General features: G+C 62.7%; 20 protein-coding genes. 16 read left to right on the plus strand and 4 right to left on the minus strand.

Annotation, left to right across the window (positions count from 1 at the left end; all coding sequences use genetic code 11):
• Together ACIQYU_RS08130 and ACIQYU_RS08135 are read right to left on the minus strand one after the other, a co-directional pair.
• Complete coding sequence (locus tag ACIQYU_RS08130; RefSeq protein WP_207830074.1) at positions 1 to 1,965, minus strand: MacB family efflux pump subunit; 1,965 nt, start codon at positions 1,963 to 1,965, stop codon at positions 1 to 3.
• Positions 1,966 to 3,138, minus strand: a complete 1,173-nt coding sequence (locus tag ACIQYU_RS08135; RefSeq protein ID WP_207830076.1) for an efflux RND transporter periplasmic adaptor subunit — start codon at positions 3,136 to 3,138, stop codon at positions 1,966 to 1,968. It abuts the gene before it with no gap.
• Positions 3,139 to 3,619: 481 nt separating this feature from the next.
• Between ACIQYU_RS08135 and ACIQYU_RS08140 the strand changes: the two genes are divergently transcribed.
• The 5 genes from ACIQYU_RS08140 to ACIQYU_RS08160 all read left to right on the plus strand — a co-directional run bounded on the left by ACIQYU_RS08140 (position 3,620) and on the right by ACIQYU_RS08160 (position 6,936).
• Positions 3,620 to 4,096: a sigma-70 family RNA polymerase sigma factor gene (locus ACIQYU_RS08140; RefSeq protein ID WP_207830078.1), complete on the plus strand. Its 477-nt coding sequence runs from the start codon at positions 3,620 to 3,622 to the stop codon at positions 4,094 to 4,096.
• A 168-nt stretch (positions 4,097 to 4,264) separates the two neighbouring features.
• Entirely contained in the window at positions 4,265 to 4,744 is a 480-nt protein-coding gene (locus ACIQYU_RS08145) for a histidine kinase (protein ID WP_207830080.1), read from the plus strand.
• 72 nt (positions 4,745 to 4,816) lie between these two features.
• The gene (locus ACIQYU_RS08150) at positions 4,817 to 6,142 is read left to right on the plus strand and encodes an MFS transporter (RefSeq protein WP_333956687.1); all 1,326 of its coding nucleotides are present in this window, start codon (positions 4,817 to 4,819) and stop codon (positions 6,140 to 6,142) included.
• A gap of 94 nt (positions 6,143 to 6,236) precedes the next feature.
• On the plus strand, positions 6,237 to 6,533 hold the full coding sequence (locus tag ACIQYU_RS08155) for a type II toxin-antitoxin system MqsR family toxin (protein WP_063912729.1): 297 nt from the start codon (positions 6,237 to 6,239) through the stop codon (positions 6,531 to 6,533).
• A 1-nt stretch (position 6,534) separates the two neighbouring features.
• Positions 6,535 to 6,936: a type II TA system antitoxin MqsA family protein gene (locus ACIQYU_RS08160; protein WP_063912728.1), complete on the plus strand. Its 402-nt coding sequence runs from the start codon at positions 6,535 to 6,537 to the stop codon at positions 6,934 to 6,936.
• Between the two features lie 71 nt (positions 6,937 to 7,007).
• Here ACIQYU_RS08160 and ACIQYU_RS08165 read toward each other — a convergent pair whose 3' ends face one another.
• Positions 7,008 to 8,690: an electron transfer flavoprotein-ubiquinone oxidoreductase gene (locus ACIQYU_RS08165; protein WP_207830088.1), complete on the minus strand. Its 1,683-nt coding sequence runs from the start codon at positions 8,688 to 8,690 to the stop codon at positions 7,008 to 7,010.
• 538 nt (positions 8,691 to 9,228) lie between these two features.
• On the opposite strand from ACIQYU_RS08165, the gene ACIQYU_RS08170 reads away from it, so the two are divergent.
• The 9 genes from ACIQYU_RS08170 (at position 9,229) to ACIQYU_RS08210 (ending at position 16,313) form a co-directional block, all read left to right on the plus strand.
• On the plus strand, positions 9,229 to 9,978 hold the full coding sequence (locus tag ACIQYU_RS08170; RefSeq protein WP_207830090.1) for an electron transfer flavoprotein subunit beta/FixA family protein: 750 nt from the start codon (positions 9,229 to 9,231) through the stop codon (positions 9,976 to 9,978).
• Positions 9,979 to 10,908: an electron transfer flavoprotein subunit alpha/FixB family protein gene (locus ACIQYU_RS08175; RefSeq protein WP_013973453.1), complete on the plus strand. Its 930-nt coding sequence runs from the start codon at positions 9,979 to 9,981 to the stop codon at positions 10,906 to 10,908.
• Between the two features lie 189 nt (positions 10,909 to 11,097).
• Positions 11,098 to 11,919: an ABC transporter substrate-binding protein gene (locus tag ACIQYU_RS08180; protein WP_207830092.1), complete on the plus strand. Its 822-nt coding sequence runs from the start codon at positions 11,098 to 11,100 to the stop codon at positions 11,917 to 11,919.
• A 9-nt stretch (positions 11,920 to 11,928) separates the two neighbouring features.
• Complete coding sequence (locus ACIQYU_RS08185) at positions 11,929 to 12,282, plus strand: DUF4398 domain-containing protein (RefSeq protein ID WP_063912724.1); 354 nt, start codon at positions 11,929 to 11,931, stop codon at positions 12,280 to 12,282.
• Positions 12,279 to 13,091, plus strand: a complete 813-nt coding sequence (locus ACIQYU_RS08190; RefSeq protein ID WP_207830094.1) for an OmpA family protein — start codon at positions 12,279 to 12,281, stop codon at positions 13,089 to 13,091. The genes ACIQYU_RS08185 and ACIQYU_RS08190 overlap by 4 nt, the downstream gene beginning before the upstream one ends.
• Before the next feature lie 200 nt (positions 13,092 to 13,291).
• Entirely contained in the window at positions 13,292 to 14,734 is a 1,443-nt protein-coding gene (locus ACIQYU_RS08195; protein WP_063912722.1) for a PLP-dependent aminotransferase family protein, read from the plus strand.
• A 63-nt stretch (positions 14,735 to 14,797) separates the two neighbouring features.
• Positions 14,798 to 15,289 carry a hypothetical protein gene (locus tag ACIQYU_RS08200; protein ID WP_207830096.1) on the plus strand — a complete coding sequence of 164 codons (492 nt, stop codon included), beginning with the start codon at positions 14,798 to 14,800 and terminating at the stop codon, positions 15,287 to 15,289.
• A gap of 130 nt (positions 15,290 to 15,419) precedes the next feature.
• Positions 15,420 to 15,674, plus strand: a complete 255-nt coding sequence (locus ACIQYU_RS08205) for a YkgJ family cysteine cluster protein (RefSeq protein WP_046615097.1) — start codon at positions 15,420 to 15,422, stop codon at positions 15,672 to 15,674.
• A gap of 33 nt (positions 15,675 to 15,707) precedes the next feature.
• Entirely contained in the window at positions 15,708 to 16,313 is a 606-nt protein-coding gene (locus tag ACIQYU_RS08210) for an START domain-containing protein (protein ID WP_402798928.1), read from the plus strand.
• Positions 16,314 to 16,488: 175 nt separating this feature from the next.
• On the opposite strand, the gene gltA is transcribed toward ACIQYU_RS08210, so the two are convergent.
• The gene (gene gltA / locus ACIQYU_RS08215; protein WP_013973445.1) at positions 16,489 to 17,778 is read right to left on the minus strand and encodes a citrate synthase; all 1,290 of its coding nucleotides are present in this window, start codon (positions 17,776 to 17,778) and stop codon (positions 16,489 to 16,491) included.
• A 352-nt stretch (positions 17,779 to 18,130) separates the two neighbouring features.
• Between gltA and sdhC the strand changes: the two genes are divergently transcribed.
• Together sdhC and sdhD are read left to right on the plus strand one after the other, a co-directional pair.
• Positions 18,131 to 18,517 carry a succinate dehydrogenase, cytochrome b556 subunit gene (gene sdhC / locus ACIQYU_RS08220; RefSeq protein ID WP_012315350.1) on the plus strand — a complete coding sequence of 129 codons (387 nt, stop codon included), beginning with the start codon at positions 18,131 to 18,133 and terminating at the stop codon, positions 18,515 to 18,517.
• Positions 18,511 to 18,879 (plus strand): succinate dehydrogenase, hydrophobic membrane anchor protein, encoded by a 369-nt coding sequence (gene sdhD / locus ACIQYU_RS08225; RefSeq protein ID WP_003254214.1) that lies wholly within the window; start codon positions 18,511 to 18,513, stop codon positions 18,877 to 18,879. Before sdhC ends, sdhD begins: the two co-directional genes overlap by 7 nt.
• Position 18,880 lies beyond the last annotated feature (1 nt).

Consider the following 18,880-nt stretch of genomic DNA (forward strand, 5'->3'; position numbering starts at 1 on the left):
TTATTCGCTGGTAAGGGCTTTGACCGGGTCGAGGCGGGCGGCCTTGCGCGCTGGCATGAAGCCGAACACGATGCCGGTGACGACGGCGCAGGCGAAGGCGCCGAGCATGGCGGGCAGGGCAAAGGCCACCGCCACTTCGGCCAGCATCAGGCCGCCACCGATGGCCAGGGCCAGGACGATGCCGGCCAGGCCGCCAACCATCGACAGCATCACCGCCTCGCTGAGAAATTGCCGCAGGATGTCGCGCTGGCGCGCGCCGGTGGCCATGCGGATGCCGATTTCACGGGTACGCTCGCGCACGGTCATCAGCATGATGTTCATCACGCCGATGCCGCCCACCAGCAGCGAGATCGCGGCGATCGCCCCCAGCATCAGCGACAGGCTGTTCTGCGTGCGCGCTTCGGCCTGGATCAGCGCCGCGTCATTGGTCAGCTCGAAGTCCTGGCGGCCGTTGTGGCGCTGGCGCAGCAGCTTGTCGATGGCCGCTTCGGCTTCATTGACCCGCATGGAGTCGAGGGCGGCAACGGCGATGTAGTCCGGGTCACGCTGGCCGAACAGGCGGATGGCGGCGGCGGAGTAGGGCACCACGATGCGCCCGTCGCTGTCCTGGTCGCCAGAGCTGGCGCCCTTGCCGGCCAGGATACCGACCACCTGGAATGGCACATTGCCAATCAGCAGGTACTGCCCCAGCGGATCGCGCCCGGGGTCCAGCATCTTTTCCCGCACTTTCTGGCCGATCACCGCCACCGCCGCAGCGTTGGCTTCATCGGCATCGGTGTAGAAGCTGCCTTCCACCGCCGGCCAGTTGAAAATCTCGGGGAACCCGGTGTTGTTGCCGCCCACATAGAACCGCTGGCTGCTGTTGCCGTGGCGCACCATCATCTTTTCGCCGATCACCGGCATCACGTGCTTGACCTGCGGCAGTTGGCCGATGGCGGCGACATCGTCGAGGGTGATGGTGCCAGCCTGTTCGCCCAGGCTCGCCGGCTTGCCGTTGAGGTAGAGGATGTTCGAGCCGAAGGCGGCCATCTGCGCCATGACCTGGCGCTTGCTGCCTTCGCCCACGGCCAGCATCACCACCACCGAGGCTACGCCAATGACGATGCCCAGCAGGGTCAGGGCGGTGCGGAAGCGGTTGACCCACATCACCCGCCAGGCCGCCTGCAGGGCTTCGAGCAATTCGCCTTTCCACGCTCCGTGCAAGGTTGCGCCACGGTCCAGGCGCTGGCGCAGCTGGTCGGCCTGCAGCCCGCGGCCGTCGTGGGTCGTGGGCTTTTCGGCGGCGGAATCGCTGATGATCAGGCCGTCACGAATTTCGATCACCCGCTGCGCCCGCGCCGCCACGTTGCGGTCGTGGGTGATCAGGATGATCACGTGGCCCTGGCTGGCCAGCTCGTCGAGCAACGCCATCACTTCGGTGCCGCTGTGGCTGTCGAGGGCGCCGGTGGGTTCGTCGGCGAGGATGATATGGCCGCCGTTCATCAAGGCCCGGGCAATCGACACCCGTTGCTGCTGGCCGCCGGACAACTGGTGCGGGCGGTTGCCGGTGCGGCTGGCCAGGCCAAGGCGGGCGAGCAGGGCGCTGGCGCGGGCGTGGCGTTCGCTGGCGGCGACGCCGGCATAGATAGCCGGCATTTCGACGTTCTCCTGGGCCGAGCCCGAAGGGATCAGGTGGTAGCCCTGGAACACGAAGCCAAACGCCTCGCGGCGTAACCAGGCCAGTTCGTCGCTGCCCAGCTCGGCCACATCCTTGCCGGCGAAGCGGTAGCTGCCGGAAGTGGGGCGGTCAAGGCAGCCGAGGATATTCATCAAGGTCGACTTGCCGGAGCCGGAGGCGCCGACGATGGCGACGAACTCGCCGGGATGGATGCACAGGTTGATGCCATGGAGGATATCGACCTTGGGCGTTTCGACGCCGCCGTAGGATTTCCGGATGTCGACCAGCTCGATCAGGGGTGTGCTCATTCAACCTCCACTGACGCCAGGGGCGCCGATCACCAGGCGTTCGCCTTCGTTGAGGCCGTCCAGCACCTGCACCCGCAGGCGGTCGCTGAGGCCAGTGCGAACCTGGCGCTGTTCGACCTTGCCGTCGCGGGTCAGTACATGGGCCAGGCGCAGGCCATCACCGTCGTCCAGCGCAGCCAGTGGTACGGTCAGCACCTGGCTGGCTTTGCCTGCGACGAAGAACACCTGGGTGGTCATCTCGGCCATCAGCGCACCGTCCGGGTTGTCGACATCCAGCAGCACGCTGTACTGCACCACCTGGCTGCCGGCGCTGCCATTGCTGACGCTGGCCGGGCTGCCGCCGCCCTGGCTGGCCTGCTCCAGCGGCTTGGGCGGGATCGGCAGTACCTGCCGCACGGTGCTGGTCCAGCGGCGCTTGCCGCCGGCCAGGGTGGTGAAGTAGGCGGTCATGCCCGGGGTGACCTTGCCGATGTCGGCCTCCGACACCTGGGCCCACACGGTCATCGGCGAGAGCTTGGCGATGCGCAGGATCAACGGGGTTTGCTGCTGGGCATTGAGGGTTTGCCCTTCACGGGCATCCACCGCCACTACCGTGCCGTCCATCGGCGCGTAGATGCGCGTGTAGCCCAGCTCGGCCTCGTCGCTGCGCAGGCTGGCCTGGGCCTGGCGGATCTGCGCCTGGAACATGTCGATGCGCGCCTGGGTGACCTTCAGCTGCGCTGCGGCCGTTTGTACGTCCTCGTCGCGGGTGGCACCGGCGGCGGCCAGGTCGCGTTGCCGTTTGAGCTGTTGCCGGGCCAGTTGGAACTGCGCGCGTTGTTCGGCCAACTGGGCCTTGAGGTTGTCGATCGAATAGCGGCCGGCATCCAGCCGGGCCTGCTGGGTCGACGGGTCGATCTCGACCAGCAGCTGGCCTTTGCGCACCGTGTCGCCGACCTCGACGTGCAGGGTGTGGATCTGCCCGGACGCCTGGGCACCAACGTCCACGTAGCGCCGTGGTTGCAGGGTGCCCAGTGCGGTGACGCTGCTTTCGATGTCGGCACGGGTTACGGCGACCGTACTGAGCGGCTGCGCGCCGTAGGGCAGGGCCTTCCAGGCCAGCAGGCTGCTCAGGCCGAGCAGGCCCAGGCCAGTGAGCAGGACCCGGCGACGGGTGTTGGTTAAAGGTCTCATGCAGACTTCCAGCCGAGGGGGTGCCAGATAGACGAAAGCGGCAGGAGGGGATTTAGCGAATGTTGGGTAGGGGCTGACAGGTGTATGGCGACAGGGTTGTGGCGCCTGCGAGATCGAGCGCCGCCCGCGCGGCGCATCGCGAGCGAAGCTCGCTCCTACATTTGTTTCGGGCCAGTAACGCCTGCGCCAGCGCGCGCGACCGCCTTGTTTGTTCCACACAATATCGAGGTGAACGCCAAAGGGCCGCGCGCCTCTGCCTCAGGATTAACTGGCCCGAAACAAATGTAGGAGCGAGCTTCGCTCGCGATGCGCCGCGCGGGCGGCGCTCGGTCTCCCAGGCGCTAACGCCCTCCAGCCATTCCCCTCTTGTTGCTGAGAATAATTATAATTTGTAAGATCGCACGTTGACATCACTCGGTCCCGCATTGCTGCCTGAAAGGGCTTTCTGGCATAGGCTGGCAGGACGATCTCAGGTAACGTCGTGGAACATTACTATCGCGAACTGGTGGGCTTCCTTTCCGCGCGCCTGGGCAATCGTCAGGCCGCCGAAGACGTGGCGCACGATGCCTACCTGCGGGTGCTGGAGCGCACCGACGGCGAGCGCATCGAGCACCCGCGTGCCTTCCTTTACCGTACCGCGCTCAACCTGGTGATCGACCGCCACCGGCGGCACCAGGTGCGCCAGGCCGAGCCGCTGGAGGTGCTGGACAGCGACGAGCGCTGGCACACTCCGGCACCGAGCCACGGCATGCAGCTCGACCAGCGCCTGGCGCTGATGCAGCGCGCCCTGGATGAGCTGAGCAAGGTCTGCCGCGACTGCTTCCTGCTGCGCAAGCTAGATGGCCTGTCACACCAGCAGATTGCCGAGCGCCTGGGTATTTCCCGCAGCCTGGTAGAAAAGCACATCGTCAATGCCATGAAGCACTGCCGGGTGCGCATGCGCGCGTGGGAATCCTGATTGCCGGGTTAAAGGCAAATGCAAATTCCGTCAGTCAGTCACTTGATTTCCGCGGTTTTCCCGACTTCTATCAAAGAAGACCCCTGCCAGGCATAACCTTGGCAGCAGCCGTTACTGGCGCAGTATGGTCAGGGAGCGTACCCATTACCCAACTGCCCAGGTCCGACCATGGCCAACAAGACCCTGCGCATCCTCATTGCCGACGCACACCCGTGCCAGCGCCTGCAGCTGGAGCGGCTGCTCAATGGCCTGGGCTACTACCGGATAGCGCCAGTGGACAGCTTCGAGGAGCTGCAGCGCCTGGTGCTGTGTGCCTTGCAGCCTTTCCACCTGCTGTTGGGCAATATCGAGCTGGCCAGCCATGCCGGGGTCGACCTGGTGCGCTTCTGCCGCGTCAGTACGCAGATCCAGCATGCCCTGCTGTATCACTCTACCCAGTTGATAGTGCCCTCGGTGCCGCAGACCGAGCGCCAGGCCGTCAGCCTGAGCCTGCCCCAGGTGCCCGATAACGAGGCGCTGGAGACGTTCATGGCGATCATCGATACACCGCTGCTGGTCGGCAAGCTGCCACTGCCGGGCGCCATGCCGGCTACTACGCCGCGGCCACGGCCGCGGGCCAATTTCGTCAATACCATGTTCAACCGCTAAAGCCGCAGCGGGCGGGGCAAGGGGGGCGCTATTTGCTATCCTCTTGCCCTTTGCCGATTTGCGGACCCTGCCATGACTGCCATCGATACCGCTCGCCCGCCCCGGTTCAGCCGCGGTGACCACCGGACCCTGGGCCTGGCGGCGTTGGGCGGCGCGCTGGAAATCTACGATTTCATCATTTTCGTGTTCTTTGCGCTGACCCTCAGCCAGCTGTTCTTCCCGCCCGAGATGCCCGAATGGCTGCGCCTGCTGCAAAGCTTCGGGATCTTCGTCACTGGCTACCTGGCGCGGCCGCTGGGCGGCATCCTGATGGCACACTTCGCCGACCACCTGGGACGCAAGCGGGTCTTCAGCCTGAGCATCCTGATGATGGCCCTGCCGTGCCTGTTGATCGGGGTGATGCCGACCTACGCCGACATCGGCTATGCGGCGCCGCTGATCCTGCTGGCCCTGCGCATCCTGCAGGGCGCGGCGGTGGGCGGCGAGGTGCCGAGTGCCTGGACCTTCGTCGCCGAGCACGCACCAGCCGGGCGCCGCGGCTACGCCCTGGGCTTCCTGCAGGCCGGGTTGACCTTCGGCTACCTGCTGGGAGCGCTGACCGCGACCTTGCTGGCACAGCTGTTCACAGCGCAGGAAATCCTCGACTACGCCTGGCGCTACCCGTTCCTGCTCGGCGGGGTATTCGGCGTGATCGGCGTGTGGTTGCGCCGTTGGCTCAGCGAAACACCGGTGTTCCTCGCCCTGCGCGCACGCCAGGAGCAGCCGGTGAGCTTCCCGCTACGGCGGGTGCTGGGCGAACACCGCCGGGCGTTGATCCCGGCGGCACTGCTGACTTGTGTGCTGACATCCGCCGTGGTGGTGCTGGTGGTGATTACCCCGACAGTGATGCAGCAGCGCTTCGGCATGAGTGCCGGGCACACCTTTGCCCTGAGCAGCGTGGGCATCGTCTTCCTCAACATTGGCTGCGTGCTGGCTGGGCTGCTGGTCGACCGTGTAGGCGCCTGGCGCGCGCTGATGCTCTATAGCCTGTTGCTGCCGGTGGGCATCGGTGCGTTGTACGCCAGCCTGGTGGGGCAGTGGGGCCTGACCTGGCTGGCCTATGCGCTGGCAGGTTTGTCCTGCGGCGTGGTAGGTGTGGTGCCGTCGGTGATGGTCGGGCTGTTCCCGGCCGAGATCCGCGTGTCGGGCATTTCCTTCACCTACAACGTGGCTTACGCGCTGTGGGCCAGCACCACACCGCTGGCGTTGATTGCACTGATGCCGTGGAGCCCGTGGGTGTGTGTCGGCTTTTGTCTGGTCATGGGCACGGTCGGGCTGCTGACAGCCCTGTATTTCGGGCGTCGTGAGCCATTGGCGTTTGTGGCGGAGCCGATGCCGATCATGTGCGGTGACAAATGAGCCGGTAACGGCTGCAGGGCATTGAGGCAGACTTCCGGGCCGGGGTTATTGGAATAACCTATTAGCCAAATTTAACCTGGAAGGTTAATTTCTCATGGAAAAGAGAATGCCTCACTGCCCGCTGCAGCGGGTGAAGGCGCTGTTGAGTCTAGGCAAAGTGCGTACTACCGGGGTAGCCACGCAGGGTGCGCGGGCACTTGGCATTGAGCCTTTCGCCATGCTGAACATTGTTCGCGAGCTAACGCCAGGCGACTTTCATAAGAGCATGACGACCTACAACAATCATCGAGTCTGGCAGGACGTCTATCGTCCCCAGACCGCTGTAGGAAGGGTTTACCTCAAGTTGATGGTGGTTGACGACCTGCTCATCGTGTCTTTCAAGGAGCTATGAAATGAAATGCCCACTGTGTGGAGGAGCGGAATTGGTCGCGCAATCCAAGGACATGCCTTATCGCTACAAGGGTGAAGCTACCGTTATTCCCGATGTTTATGGCGACTACTGCCCTGCTTGTGGTGAGGTGATACTGGGCATGGGAGAGGCGCAGCGCATGAGTGACCTGATGTCGGCCTTTGAGCGACAAGTCAATGGAGCCGTTGTTGACCCTGCTTTCATTGCAGCCATGCGCCGGAAGTTCGACCTCGACCAGCGTGAAGCGGGGGAAATTTTCGGTGGTGGGGTCAATGCGTTCTCTCGTTATGAAAACGGCAAGACCACGCCGCCAGTGGCGCTGGTGAAACTGCTCAAGCTGCTGGACCGCCACCCAGAGCTCTTCGAGGAAGTGCGAACTGCCTGATATTGGCAGGCAATAAAAAGCCCCCGGCTCGTGAGAACCGGGGGCTTTTCGTTAGCGCAAGAGCAGCGGCCTTACATGTTCGGGTAGTTCGGCCCGCCAGCGCCTTCAGGGGTGACCCAGGTGATGTTCTGGGCCGGGTCCTTGATGTCGCAGGTCTTGCAGTGCACGCAGTTCTGCGCGTTGATCTGGAAGCGCTTGCTGCCGTCTTCCTGGGTGACCACTTCGTACACGCCCGCCGGGCAGTAGCGCTGGGCCGGCTCGTCGTACAGCGGCAGGTTGCTGGCGATCGGCACGTTCGGGTCGGTCAGCTTCAGGTGGCAGGGTTGTTCCTCTTCGTGGTTGGTGCTGGAGAGGAATACCGAGCTGAGCTTGTCGAAACTGAGCTTGCCGTCCGGTTTCGGGTAGTCGATCTTCTGCGACTCGGCCGCCAGCTTCAGGCAGGCGTAGTCCGGCTTGGTGTCGTGCAGGGTGAACGGCAGCTTGCCGCCGAACCAGTTCTGGTCCACATAGTTGAACGCCGCGCCCAGCAGCGGGCCGAACTTGTGCATGGCCGGGCCGAAGTTGCGGCTGGCGAACAGTTCTTCGTACAGCCAGCTGGCCTTGAAGGCACTGACGTAGCCGTTCAGCTGGTCACCGCCTTCGCTGCCGGCGATCAGTGCGTCAGCCACTGCTTCGGCGGCCAGCATGCCAGACTTCATCGCAGTGTGGCTGCCCTTGATCTTGGCGAAGTTCAGGGTGCCCAGGTCACAGCCGATCAACGCGCCACCGTTGAATACCATCTTCGGCAGCGAGTTGAAGCCGCCCTTGCAGATGGCACGGGCACCGTAGCTGATGCGCTTGCCGCCTTCGAGGTACTGGCTCATCACCGGGTGGTGCTTCAGGCGCTGGAACTCGTCGAACGGCGACAGGTACGGGTTGGCGTAGGACAGGTCGACGATCAGGCCGACCACTACCTGGTTGTTTTCCAGGTGATAGAGGAACGAACCACCGGTGTTGTCCTTGGCCATCACGTCCAGCGGCCAGCCAGCGGTGTGCACCACCAGGCCCTGCTCGTGCTTGGCCGGGTCGATTTCCCAGATTTCCTTCAGGCCGATGCCGTAGTGCTGGACGTCGGCCTCGCTGTCAAGGTTGAAGCGCTTGATCAGTTGTTTGCCGATATGGCCACGGCAGCCTTCGGCGAACAGGGTGTACTTGGCGCGCAGTTCCATGCCCGGGGTGTACAGGCCGTCCTTCGGGTTGCCTTCACGGTCGACACCGAGGTCACCGGTGACGATGCCGCGGACCACGCCGTTGTCGTCGAACAGTGCTTCCTGGGCGGCGAAGCCCGGGTAGATTTCCACGCCCAGGTTCTCGGCCTGCTGGGCCAGCCAGCGGCACAGGTTGCCCAGCGAAATGATGTAGTTGCCCTGGTTGTGCATGGTCTTGGGCACGAACAGGTCAGGCACCTTGGTCGAGCTGCCGGCATCCTTGAGCACGTAGATGTCGTCGCGCTTCACTTCGGTGTTCAGCGGCGCGCCGAGCGCTTTCCAGTCGGGGAACAGCTCGTTCAGGGCACGGGGTTCGAACACCGCGCCGGAGAGGATGTGGGCGCCGACTTCAGAGCCTTTTTCCACCACGCAGACGCTGATTTCGCTACCGGCTTCGGCGGCCTTCTGCTTCAGGCGGCAGGCGGCGGACAGGCCCGCCGGGCCGGCGCCGACGATGACCACGTCGAATTCCATGTATTCGCGTTCCACTGGTTCTCTCCTACTCATCAAGGCTCGTGCTGTTGCTTTGTCTTATGGGTGCGCGGGGGCATTCGCAGCGGTTCTACGCAACGGCGGAACTGTAGCTGGGCAAATGACGGACTACACCGTTTTGTCTTGGCCGCGCATTATATCTACACCACTTGGCGGGTCCAATACAAACGTTTGTTTGAATTTGCCGCAGGCCAGTAAAATCACAGGAGCGCGGCTGGAGGGTGACCGATTTGCCGTATTGACCGGATTGGGTGTTACGGTCAAGATACGAGCGGTTTTACGTTCGCCGTAGGCTTGCAGCCGGGCGCAGGTACACCTCTAAAGACCAGGTGTGGAGCAGGGTTTTGCGGCCTTGGGCCGGTTTGTAGTGGAGTTTACACGCCACGACAGAAAATGACCCGTGAGTATTTGTCGCAAGAGTCCGGACAAGACTGTTCGGTCACTGTGAAGTTACCGCCTCCCGGTACGTTTTTAGAGGTGCCCTTGTACCCACGCGCATCGCAGGGCTCAGCCCCAGGCGACTATCTATTCACCGGAGAGTAACGAGGAATCCATGAAGGTTCTTGTAGCTGTCAAACGAGTGGTCGACTACAACGTCAAGGTTCGTGTCAAAGCGGACAACTCCGGCGTCGACCTTGCTAACGTCAAGATGTCCATGAACCCCTTCTGCGAAATCGCCGTGGAAGAAGCCGTACGCCTGAAGGAAAAGGGCGTTGCGACCGAGATCGTCGTCGTTTCCGTCGGCCCGGCCACTGCTCAGGAGCAGCTGCGTACCGCCCTGGCCCTGGGTGCCGACCGCGCCATCCTGGTCGAGGCCGCTGACGAACTGAACTCCCTGGCCGTGGCCAAGGCGCTGAAAGCCGTTGTCGACAAAGAGCAGCCGCAGCTGGTCATCCTCGGCAAGCAGGCCATCGACAGCGACAACAACCAGACTGGCCAGATGTTGGCTGCGCTGACCGGCTACGCTCAAGGCACCTTCGCCTCCAAGGTGGAAGTGGCGGGCGACAAGCTGAACGTCACCCGTGAAATCGATGGCGGCCTGCAGACCGTTGCGCTGAACCTGCCAGCCATCGTCACCACCGACCTGCGCCTGAACGAGCCGCGCTACGCGTCGCTGCCGAACATCATGAAGGCCAAGAAGAAGCCGCTGGAGACCGTCACTCCAGACGCGCTGGGCGTTTCCCTCGCCTCCACCAACAAGACCGTGAAAGTTGAAGCCCCGGCTGCCCGCAGCGCGGGTATCAAGGTCAAATCGGTGGCCGAACTGGTCGAGAAGCTGAAGAACGAAGCGAAGGTAATCTAAATGACTATCCTGGTTGTCGCTGAATACGAGAACGGTGCCGTAGCCCCGGCCACCCTGAACACTGTTGCCGCTGCCGCCAAGATCGGTGGTGATGTGCACGTGCTGGTCGCTGGCCAGAACGTGGGCGGCGTTGCCGAGTCTGCTGCCAAGATCGCTGGCGTGGCCAAGGTGCTGGTTGCCGATAATGCTGCCTACGCCCATGTCCTGCCGGAAAACGTTGCGCCGCTGATCGTCGAGCTGGCCAAGGGCTACAGCCACGTGCTGGCCCCGGCCACCACCAATGGCAAGAACATCCTGCCGCGCGTTGCTGCGCTGCTGGATGTGGACCAGATTTCCGAGATCATCTCGGTCGAGTCCGCCGACACCTTCAAGCGCCCGATCTATGCCGGTAACGCCATTGCCACCGTGCAATCGAGCGCGGCCATCAAGGTCATCACCGTGCGTACCACCGGCTTCGACGCCGTGGCCGCTGAAGGTGGTTCGGCTGCCATCGAGGCCGTCGGCGCTGCCCACAACGCCGGCATTTCGGCCTTCGTTGGCGAAGAGCTGGCCAAGTCCGACCGCCCAGAACTGACCGCTGCCAAGATCGTCGTTTCCGGCGGCCGTGGCATGGGCAACGGTGACAACTTCAAGCACCTGTACAGCCTGGCCGACAAGCTCGGTGCTGCCGTCGGTGCTTCGCGCGCCGCCGTCGACGCCGGCTTCGTGCCGAACGACATGCAGGTCGGCCAGACCGGCAAGATCGTTGCGCCGCAGCTGTACATCGCCGTCGGCATCTCTGGCGCGATCCAGCACCTGGCCGGCATGAAAGACTCCAAGGTGATCGTGGCGATCAACAAGGACGAAGAAGCGCCGATCTTCCAGGTAGCCGACTACGGCCTGGTCGCTGACCTGTTCGAAGCGGTTCCGGAGCTGGAAAAGCTGGTCTGATCCGCCTGCTTCACTTATAAAGAACCCGGCCCTCGTACAGGGGGCCGGGTTTTTTTTGTGGTCTGTTCCGGCCCAATCGCCGGCAAGCCAGCTCCCACAGGTACAGCACCGTTCTCAAGGGCGGCGCTGTGCCTGCGGGAGCTGGCTTGCCGGCGATTGGGCCAGGCCAAGCAATACAAGGAGTGAGCAATGGTGCTGCGTAAAGCAGGCAGGGTGCTGGCATGCACGGCGTTGTTGGTGTCGCCGCTGGTCATGGCGGCAGGCAAGTGCGAACGCCTGGTGGCAACCGGTAGCCCCGATGCGCCGCCCTATTCATGGCAAGACCCGAGCGACCCGAAACACCTGATCGGCGCCAACGTCGACCTGCTGCGCCAGGTGGCTGGCGAGCTGGGCGTGAAGGTGGAGGTGCTGAACGCCGGCCGTCGTGACCAGGCGCTGGAAGAAGTGCGTAGCGGGCGCATGGACCTGCTGCTCGACACCCCCATGCAGGTGGAGCAACTGACCGCGTTGGACTACCTCCACCCACCCCTGCAGCTCAACGAATACCTGGTGTGGACGCGCCACGACGCCACACTGGTCTTCGAAGGCCCGGCGGACCTGGCCCAGTATCAGGGCAGCTTGTCCGAGCGCGCGCGGCTGACCCCGGCCTTTACCGCTTTCGCCAAGGCCCAGCTGAAGCTGGTGCCGGCACAGAACCTGACCCAGGCGTTCCAGAAACTGGTGCTCGGCCAGGTGGATTATGTGCTCGCTGGCCGCTATTCAGGCATGGCCATGGTCCAGAGCCTGGGCATGAGCAATGACCTGATCGCCCGCGGCCTGCCGGTGGATCGGCCGGGCCTGTACCTGGCCCTGTCGCACAACTCGGCCTGCAATGACAGCTGGTTGCGTGGGCAACTGGCAAAAAAACTGACAGAATTGCCGATCTCCGGTGCGTCCGAGGCCGTGCTGCAACGTAATGTCGAGCGCTGGAAAGCACAGCTGCAGGTGCCGTCGGACGCCCCCAAACACTAGGAAGATTGCGTGAGAACCCAACCACTAATCCTTGCCCTGGCCGTGCTCGGCCTGGCTGGCTGCGCCAACGATCCGGCCCCTAACGAGCAGATGCGCATTTCCGAACAGGCACTGGAGCAGGCCAGGGCCGTCGGTGCCACCGAACAGGTCGAAGCGCTCAAGCTGGCCGAAGACAAGCTGGCCCGGGCCAAGACCAATATGCTCACCGAAGACTACCGCGACGCGCGCATGCGTGCCGAGCAGGCCGAGCTGGATGCGCGCCTGGCCGAGGCCCAGGTGCTGAACCAGAAGAGCGAAGAGCAGCTGCAACTGCTGCAGTCGCGGGTCAAGCGCCTGCGCAAGCAGCTGGAGGTGCAGCCATGATCCGTCGCATGCCATTGGCTGCGCTGGCAGTGCTGGCGCTGTCGGCAGGTCTTCAAGGTTGCGCCAGCCAGCGCAGCAGCGCAGCGCTGGATGAAGCCACCGCAGCCTTCCAGAAGGTCAAGGATGATTCCGATGTGCTGCGCAGCGCACCGCGTGACGTGATTCGCGCAGGCGAGTCGCTGGCTCGCGCCGAGCGCCTGTCCAGCTATATCGGCACCGGTGCCGACGTGCGCCATTACGCCTACCTGAGCCAGCGTTACAGCGAGATTGCCAGCGAGCATGCCAAGCTGGCGCTGAATCAGGAACGCCAGGCCAAGCTCGACCTGGAGCGCCAGCGCCTGCAGCTGGCCCTGCGCGAGGCCAAGCTGGCCAGTGTGCAGCAGCAGGGCAAGTGGATCGAGTCGCAGATTGCCGCGCTGGCCTCGGAGCAGACCGACCGTGGCCTGGTGATGACCCTGGGTGACGTGCTGTTCGACACCGGTCGTGCCGACCTGAAGAACTCGGCCAGCCGTACCGTGCTCAAGCTGGTGCAGTTCCTTCAGCTCAACCCGCGCCGGGTAGTGCGGATCGAGGGTTATACCGACAGCACCGGCCCGGCGGAGGACAACCTGAAGCTGTCCCGTGATCGGGCGCAGGCCGTGGCCGACATGCTGGTGGACCTGGGGATCGACGAAAAGCGCCTGCAGGTCGAGGGGTATGGCGACCAGTACCCGATCGAGGCCAATGCCTCGGAGCGGGGCAGGGCGCAGAACCGCCGCGTGGAGATCGTGTTCTCCGATGACAAGGGCAAGCTGGCGCCAGCGCGCTGAATCATGTGAAAAGGGGGCTGCGAAGCAGCCCCGGCTTTTCGTCGGGCTAGCCGGGCTTGATCGTTTCTATAGCTGTCACGCAACTGTATTGTTGACTATCCTGCGATCTGTCCCAGTACACTTTGCAACTGTTACGGTATTCTCTACTGTCAGTGAGCTACACAAGAATAACGAGCCAGTCCGCGCGTCGAGATCAAGCCATGACCAACCTGTTGCTGTACCAGCGTATCGCCCAGCAACTGGCCGATGACATCCGTCGCGGTGTCTACCAGCCAGGCGAGCGGGTACCCTCCGTGCGCAAGATGAGCGCCCAGCTCAATGTCAGCCATGCCACGGTGCTGCAGGCCTATGCCAATCTCGAGGATCAGGGGCTGATCCGTGCGCGGCCGCAGTCCGGCTACTACGTGCACCAGACCCCGGCCCTGACTGCGCAGACCCCGGACATCGCCCGGGTGGAGCGCCCCGGCCTGGTCACCCGTGCCAGTATCATCCAGCAGGTACTGACCGAAGCTCGCCGTGATGGCGTGTTCCCGTTCGGCGCCGCGGTGCCGCACGTCGACTACTTGCCGGTCCGGGCCCTGCACCAGCAGATTGCCAAGGTGACGCGCTTTCACAGCCCGCGCGCCTTCAGCTACATGTTCAGCCCCGGTTTCGAGCCGCTGCGCCGGCAGATCGCCATACGCATGCGTGATGCCGGCGTGCTGGTCGACCCGCGTGAAGTGATCGTGACCCATGGCTGCGTCGATGCGCTGCAGATGTCACTGCGCGTGCTGACCCGTCCCGGCGACTTGATTGCCGCCGAATCACCCACCTATTACGGGCTGTTGCAGCTGGCCGACCTGCTGGGCCTGAAGGTGATCGAGATCCCCAGTGACCCGTCCACCGGCATCAGCCTCGAAGCCTTGCAGCTGGCGGCCAATCAGTGGTCGATCAAGGCCCTGGTGCTGACTGCGCGCCTTAGCAACCCGCTGGGCGGCACCGTCCCGGAGGAGCGACAGAAGCAGTTGCTGCGCCTGGCGTCGGACTTCGATATCCAGATCGTCGAGGATGACATCTATGGCGAGCTGATGTTCGAGCAGGGCAAGACCAAGGCGCTGAAGGCATTCGACCGGCTGGACCGGGTGATCTATTGCTCGAGCTTTTCCAAGACCCTGTCCCCCGGTGTACGCGTAGGCTGGATGATTGCCGGGCGCTATCGGGACGAAATCCAGCGCCTGCAAACCTTTACCACCCACTCGGCCTGCAGCGTGACGCAGATGGGTGTGGCGGCCTACCTGGAGAATGGCGGCTACGACCGGCACCTGCGTTACATCCGCCAGGAGTACCGCAAGAACCTCAGTGCCTATCAGCTGGCGGTGCAGCAGCACTTCCCCGAGGGTACCCAGATGACCCGGCCGACGGGCGGTTTCATTCTGTGGGTGAGCCTGCCCGGGCGGGTCAACACCCAGGAGCTGCATGTGCGCGCGCTGGAGCAGGGCATCAGTATTGCGCCCGGGCTGATCTTCAGTAACACCGAGCAATTCAACCACTGCATCCGCCTTAATTGCGGTATACCTTGGAACAAGGAAGCCGAGCGCGCGGTGATCACTCTCGGCCTGCTGGCCCAGCAATTGTGCCGGGAGCCAGCGGCCGCGCTTTTGTAGGCTTGCCACGCGCCTGCGGAACAGGGAGCATACGCACTTTTCCTGCCAGCCTGTCCATTTGCCATGAATGCTTTGCGCCGTTTTGCCCTGATCTTGTGCCTTGTACCGCTTTGCAGTCTGGCTGGTGCTGCCCAGGCTGCGCAGCCGGCAGGCCAGGCGCAGGCGGCCAAACCGGTGCAGAAAGCCAAGCCGGTGCAGAAAGCCGCAGCCAAGCCAGCGCACAAGCAGGCGGCCAGGAAAGCCGGCAACAGCAAGGCCAGGCCGGCACGCAAGCCCGTGAGCAAAGAGGTTGCCCAGCCGTTGCCCAAGGCAAAGCTCGACCTCAGCCTGCCTGCCGATATGGTCAATAGCCTGGAGCCGAATGTGGGCAGCCTTGCGCCGATCCAGCGACGTAAACCTTTGCTGCCGCCCATGTTCACTGAAAAGCCAGAGGCCGATGACAGCCCGTTCCAGCTCAATGGTCGGCTGATCAGCAACGAAATGCAGCTGCAACTGCGCAATGACAGCCGTCGCGACGTGGAAGGGGCGGCCATCGATTTCGAGTACCGCCAGTAGTCAGCGAACTGACTGCCGGGTCATGGCAGATTTCATCGTGCCAGCAATTTCAAACGCCTGTTTGAGCGGTTACTATCCAGGGACGTTCGTCCCGTTTTGTTCCAGGGAGTCCTGATTTTGGTGAATAGCCATGAATTGCCGTGAGGGCTGTGGTGCCTGCTGCATTGCCCCGTCCATCACCTCTGCGATGCCGCGCATGCCCAATGGCAAGCCGGCTGGCGAGCGCTGCCTGCACCTGACCGTAGACAACCTCTGCGACCTGTTCGGCAAGCCCGAGCGGCCGGCGGTGTGTGGCGGTTTCAAGGCGGATGTCGAGGTGTGCGGCAATGACCGTGACGAGGCCATCAGGATTCTCGGTTGGTGGGAGCAGATGACGGCGGCGTGACAGGCTGGATCTTCGACAACAAGGATAAACATGATGAGATCGTTCAAGCGTATTGCTCTGCTGTGTGGCATGGGTGTTCTGCTGTCGCCTGCGGCTTGGGCCGAAAGCTGGCAGGTGGCCAAGGACGAGGAGGGGATCAAGGTTTCCCTCAGTGAAGTGGCCGGTTCCAAGTACAAGGCCTATCAAGGCGTCACCGTGATCAAGGCGCCGCTGGCCAAGGTGCAGGCGTTGCAGGAAGACGTGGTAGGTGCCTGCAAATGGATTCATGAGTGCAAGTCGCAGAAGCTGCTCAAGCATGAAGGTGACCAGAGCTGGACCTACACCCAGTTCAATACGCCATGGCCGGTGACGCCGCGGGACTCGGTATTGCATGTGACCACGGTGAAGCAGGCTGATGGCAGCCTGGTACGCAACCTGAAGGAAGAGCCGACCTACATCCCGGAAGAGAAGGGCTTTGTGCGGGTGGCGAAGGTCGAAGGCTTCTGGAAACTGGTGCCCAAGGGCGACAGCACGGAGGTGACCTATCAGGTACACACCGAGCCAGGTGGTAGCGTGCCGGCGATGGTGGCCAACAAGTTCGTGGTGGATGCGCCGTTCAATACCCTGAAAGGGTTGCGGGAGCGGGCTGAGAAAAACTGAGGCTTTGTACTGTCTGTACTGGCCTCTTCGCGGGTAAACCCGCTCCCACAGGGTTCTCACAATCCTCCGGGTCTGTGAAGGCCCTGTGGGAGCGGGTTTACCCGCGAAGAGGTCGGCACAGGAGGAATAAAAAAGGCTGCCCGAGGGCAGCCTTTTTGCGTTCGGCCAGTAAAGCTTACTTGCGGTCCTGCAGCGCAACGATGTCGCGCTTCTGCTCGCCGGTGTACAGCTGGCGCGGGCGGCCGATCTTGTACGGGCTGGAGAGCATTTCTTTCCAGTGCGAGATCCAGCCCACGGTACGTGCCAGGGCGAAGATCACGGTGAACATGCTGGTCGGAATGCCGATTGCCTTGAGGATGATCCCCGAGTAGAAGTCGACGTTCGGGTACAGCGAGCGCTCGATGAAGTACGGATCGGTCAGGGCGATCTCTTCCAGGCGCATGGCCAGTTCCAGCTGCGGGTCGTTCTTGATGCCCAGCTCGCGCAGGACTTCGTCGCAGGTCTGCTTCATCACGGTGGCGCGCGGGTCGCGGTTCTTGTACACGCGGTGACCGAAGCCCATGAGCTTGAACGGGTCGTTCTTGTCCTTGGCCTTGGCGATGAACTTGTCGATGTTCGAGACATCGCCGATTTCATCGAGCATGGTCAGGACCGCTTCGTTCGCACCGCCGTGGGCCGGGCCCCACAGTGCGGCAATACCGGCGGCGATACAGGCGAACGGGTTGGCACCCGACGAGCCGGCCAGGCGAACGGTGGAGGTGGAGGCGTTCTGCTCGTGGTCGGCGTGGAGGATGAAGATCCGGTCCATCGCCTTGGCCAGCACCGGGCTGATCGGTTTGATCTCGCACGGGGTGTTGAACATCATGTGCAGGAAGTTTTCCGCGTACGACAGGTCGTTGCGCGGGTACATCATCGGCTGGCCCATGGAGTACTTGTAAACCATCGCGGCCAGGGTCGGCATCTTGGCGACCAGGCGCACCGCGGAAATTTCGCGGTGTTGCGGGTTATTGATGTCCAGGGAGTCGTGATAGAACGCCGACAGGGCGCCGACCACGCCGCACATCACCGCCATCGGGTGAGCGTCGCGGCGGAAGCCGTTGAAGAAGGACTTCAGCTGCTCGTGAACCATGGTGTGGTTCTTTACGGTGCTGACGAACTGGGCCTTCTGCTCGGCATTCGGCAGTTCGCCGTTGAGCAGCAGGTAGCAGGTTTCGAGGTAGTCGGATTTTTCAGCGAGCTGCTCGATCGGGTAGCCGCGGTGCAGCAGGATACCTTTGTCGCCGTCAATGTAGGTGATCTTCGACTCGCACGAGGCAGTCGCCATGAAACCAGGGTCGAAGGTGAAGTGACCAGTGGCCCCCAACCCGCGGACGTCGATTACATCAGGACCAACGGTGCCGGTTAAAATGGGCAGCTCGACGGGGGCAGCGCCCTCGATGACCAACTGCGCTTTTTTGTCAGCCATGTGGCCTCCTATTAATGCTTGAAATCATCAGACAGACCCCCCACGCAGGGCCCGCACCACTATAGAGGGATAAATTCAGATGTCAATTTGCCTAAAGGCTTGTTGAAACAGGCATTGAGGCCTGATTTTTCACGAAATTCTCGCCCATTTACGCCTTTTGTCCGTTAAAGGCAATGCGCTATTTGGGCTACCCCCTCACGTTGTCATAAGCAGCCTAACTGTCTATACTCGCAACCCGACCGCCAGGGGCTTGCAAGCCCGAACTGCTGGGGGTCGCCGTTCCCTGGGTGGTGGGTACCTGACCAGTACACTTACCAACAACTTTGCCCTGATTCGCTAGGGGCTCTTCAGTGTGAAAAAAGCCGTGAAAAGCCAACGACCTGTAAACCTAGACCTAAGGACCATCAAGCTCCCCGTCACTGCGTACACGTCCATCCTGCACCGTATCTCCGGCGTCATCCTGTTCCTCGGCCTTGCCATCATGCTTTATGCACTGGGCAAGTCGCTGGGTTCCGAGGAAGGCTTTGGTGAGGTGAAGGCGTGTCTGACCAGCCCGCTGGCCAAATTCGTGACCTGGGGCCTGCTATCCGCCCTGCTTTATCACCTCGTGGCAGGTGTACGTCACCTGATCATGGACATGGGTATCGGTGAGACGCTGGAAGGCGGCAAGCTGGGCTCGAAAATCGTGATCGTCATCTCCGTGGTGCTGATCGTTCTGGTGGGAGTTTGGGTATGGTAACCAATGTCACGAACCTGTCGCGTTCGGGCCTCTATGACTGGATGGCGCAGCGCGTTTCTGCGGTCGTTCTCGCGGCTTACTTCCTCTTCCTGATCGGCTACGTGGTCGCCCACCCAGGCATCGACTACACCCAGTGGCATGGTCTGTTCTCCAACAACGCGATGCGGATCTTCAGTCTGCTGGCCCTCGTTGCCCTGGGCGCTCACGCCTGGGTCGGCATGTGGACCATTGCAACCGACTACCTGACGCCAATGTCGTTCGGCAAGTCGGCAACTGCGATTCGTTTCCTGTTCCAGGCGGTATGCGGCGTTGCGATGTTCGCTTACTTCGTCTGGGGTGTGCAGATTCTCTGGGGTATCTGAT

This window comes from Pseudomonas sp. NPDC096925, assembly GCF_044762545.1.
Classification (GTDB): Bacteria; Pseudomonadota; Gammaproteobacteria; order Pseudomonadales; family Pseudomonadaceae; genus Aquipseudomonas.

Coding starts and splice junctions, on each gene's coding strand:
- ACIQYU_RS08130 (WP_207830074.1), bottom strand. CDS start 1,965: ATGAGCACACCCCTGATCGAGCTGGTCGACATCCGGAAATCCTACGGC.
- ACIQYU_RS08135 (WP_207830076.1), bottom strand. CDS start 3,138: ATGAGACCTTTAACCAACACCCGTCGCCGGGTCCTGCTCACTGGCCTG.
- ACIQYU_RS08145 (WP_207830080.1), top strand. CDS start 4,265: ATGGCCAACAAGACCCTGCGCATCCTCATTGCCGACGCACACCCGTGC.
- ACIQYU_RS08150 (WP_333956687.1), top strand. CDS start 4,817: ATGACTGCCATCGATACCGCTCGCCCGCCCCGGTTCAGCCGCGGTGAC.
- ACIQYU_RS08155 (WP_063912729.1), top strand. CDS start 6,237: ATGGAAAAGAGAATGCCTCACTGCCCGCTGCAGCGGGTGAAGGCGCTG.
- ACIQYU_RS08160 (WP_063912728.1), top strand. CDS start 6,535: ATGAAATGCCCACTGTGTGGAGGAGCGGAATTGGTCGCGCAATCCAAG.
- ACIQYU_RS08165 (WP_207830088.1), bottom strand. CDS start 8,690: ATGAGTAGGAGAGAACCAGTGGAACGCGAATACATGGAATTCGACGTG.
- ACIQYU_RS08170 (WP_207830090.1), top strand. CDS start 9,229: ATGAAGGTTCTTGTAGCTGTCAAACGAGTGGTCGACTACAACGTCAAG.
- ACIQYU_RS08175 (WP_013973453.1), top strand. CDS start 9,979: ATGACTATCCTGGTTGTCGCTGAATACGAGAACGGTGCCGTAGCCCCG.
- ACIQYU_RS08180 (WP_207830092.1), top strand. CDS start 11,098: ATGGTGCTGCGTAAAGCAGGCAGGGTGCTGGCATGCACGGCGTTGTTG.
- ACIQYU_RS08190 (WP_207830094.1), top strand. CDS start 12,279: ATGATCCGTCGCATGCCATTGGCTGCGCTGGCAGTGCTGGCGCTGTCG.
- ACIQYU_RS08195 (WP_063912722.1), top strand. CDS start 13,292: ATGACCAACCTGTTGCTGTACCAGCGTATCGCCCAGCAACTGGCCGAT.
- ACIQYU_RS08200 (WP_207830096.1), top strand. CDS start 14,798: ATGAATGCTTTGCGCCGTTTTGCCCTGATCTTGTGCCTTGTACCGCTT.
- ACIQYU_RS08205 (WP_046615097.1), top strand. CDS start 15,420: ATGAATTGCCGTGAGGGCTGTGGTGCCTGCTGCATTGCCCCGTCCATC.
- ACIQYU_RS08210 (WP_402798928.1), top strand. CDS start 15,708: ATGAGATCGTTCAAGCGTATTGCTCTGCTGTGTGGCATGGGTGTTCTG.
- gltA (WP_013973445.1), bottom strand. CDS start 17,778: ATGGCTGACAAAAAAGCGCAGTTGGTCATCGAGGGCGCTGCCCCCGTC.
- sdhD (WP_003254214.1), top strand. CDS start 18,511: ATGGTAACCAATGTCACGAACCTGTCGCGTTCGGGCCTCTATGACTGG.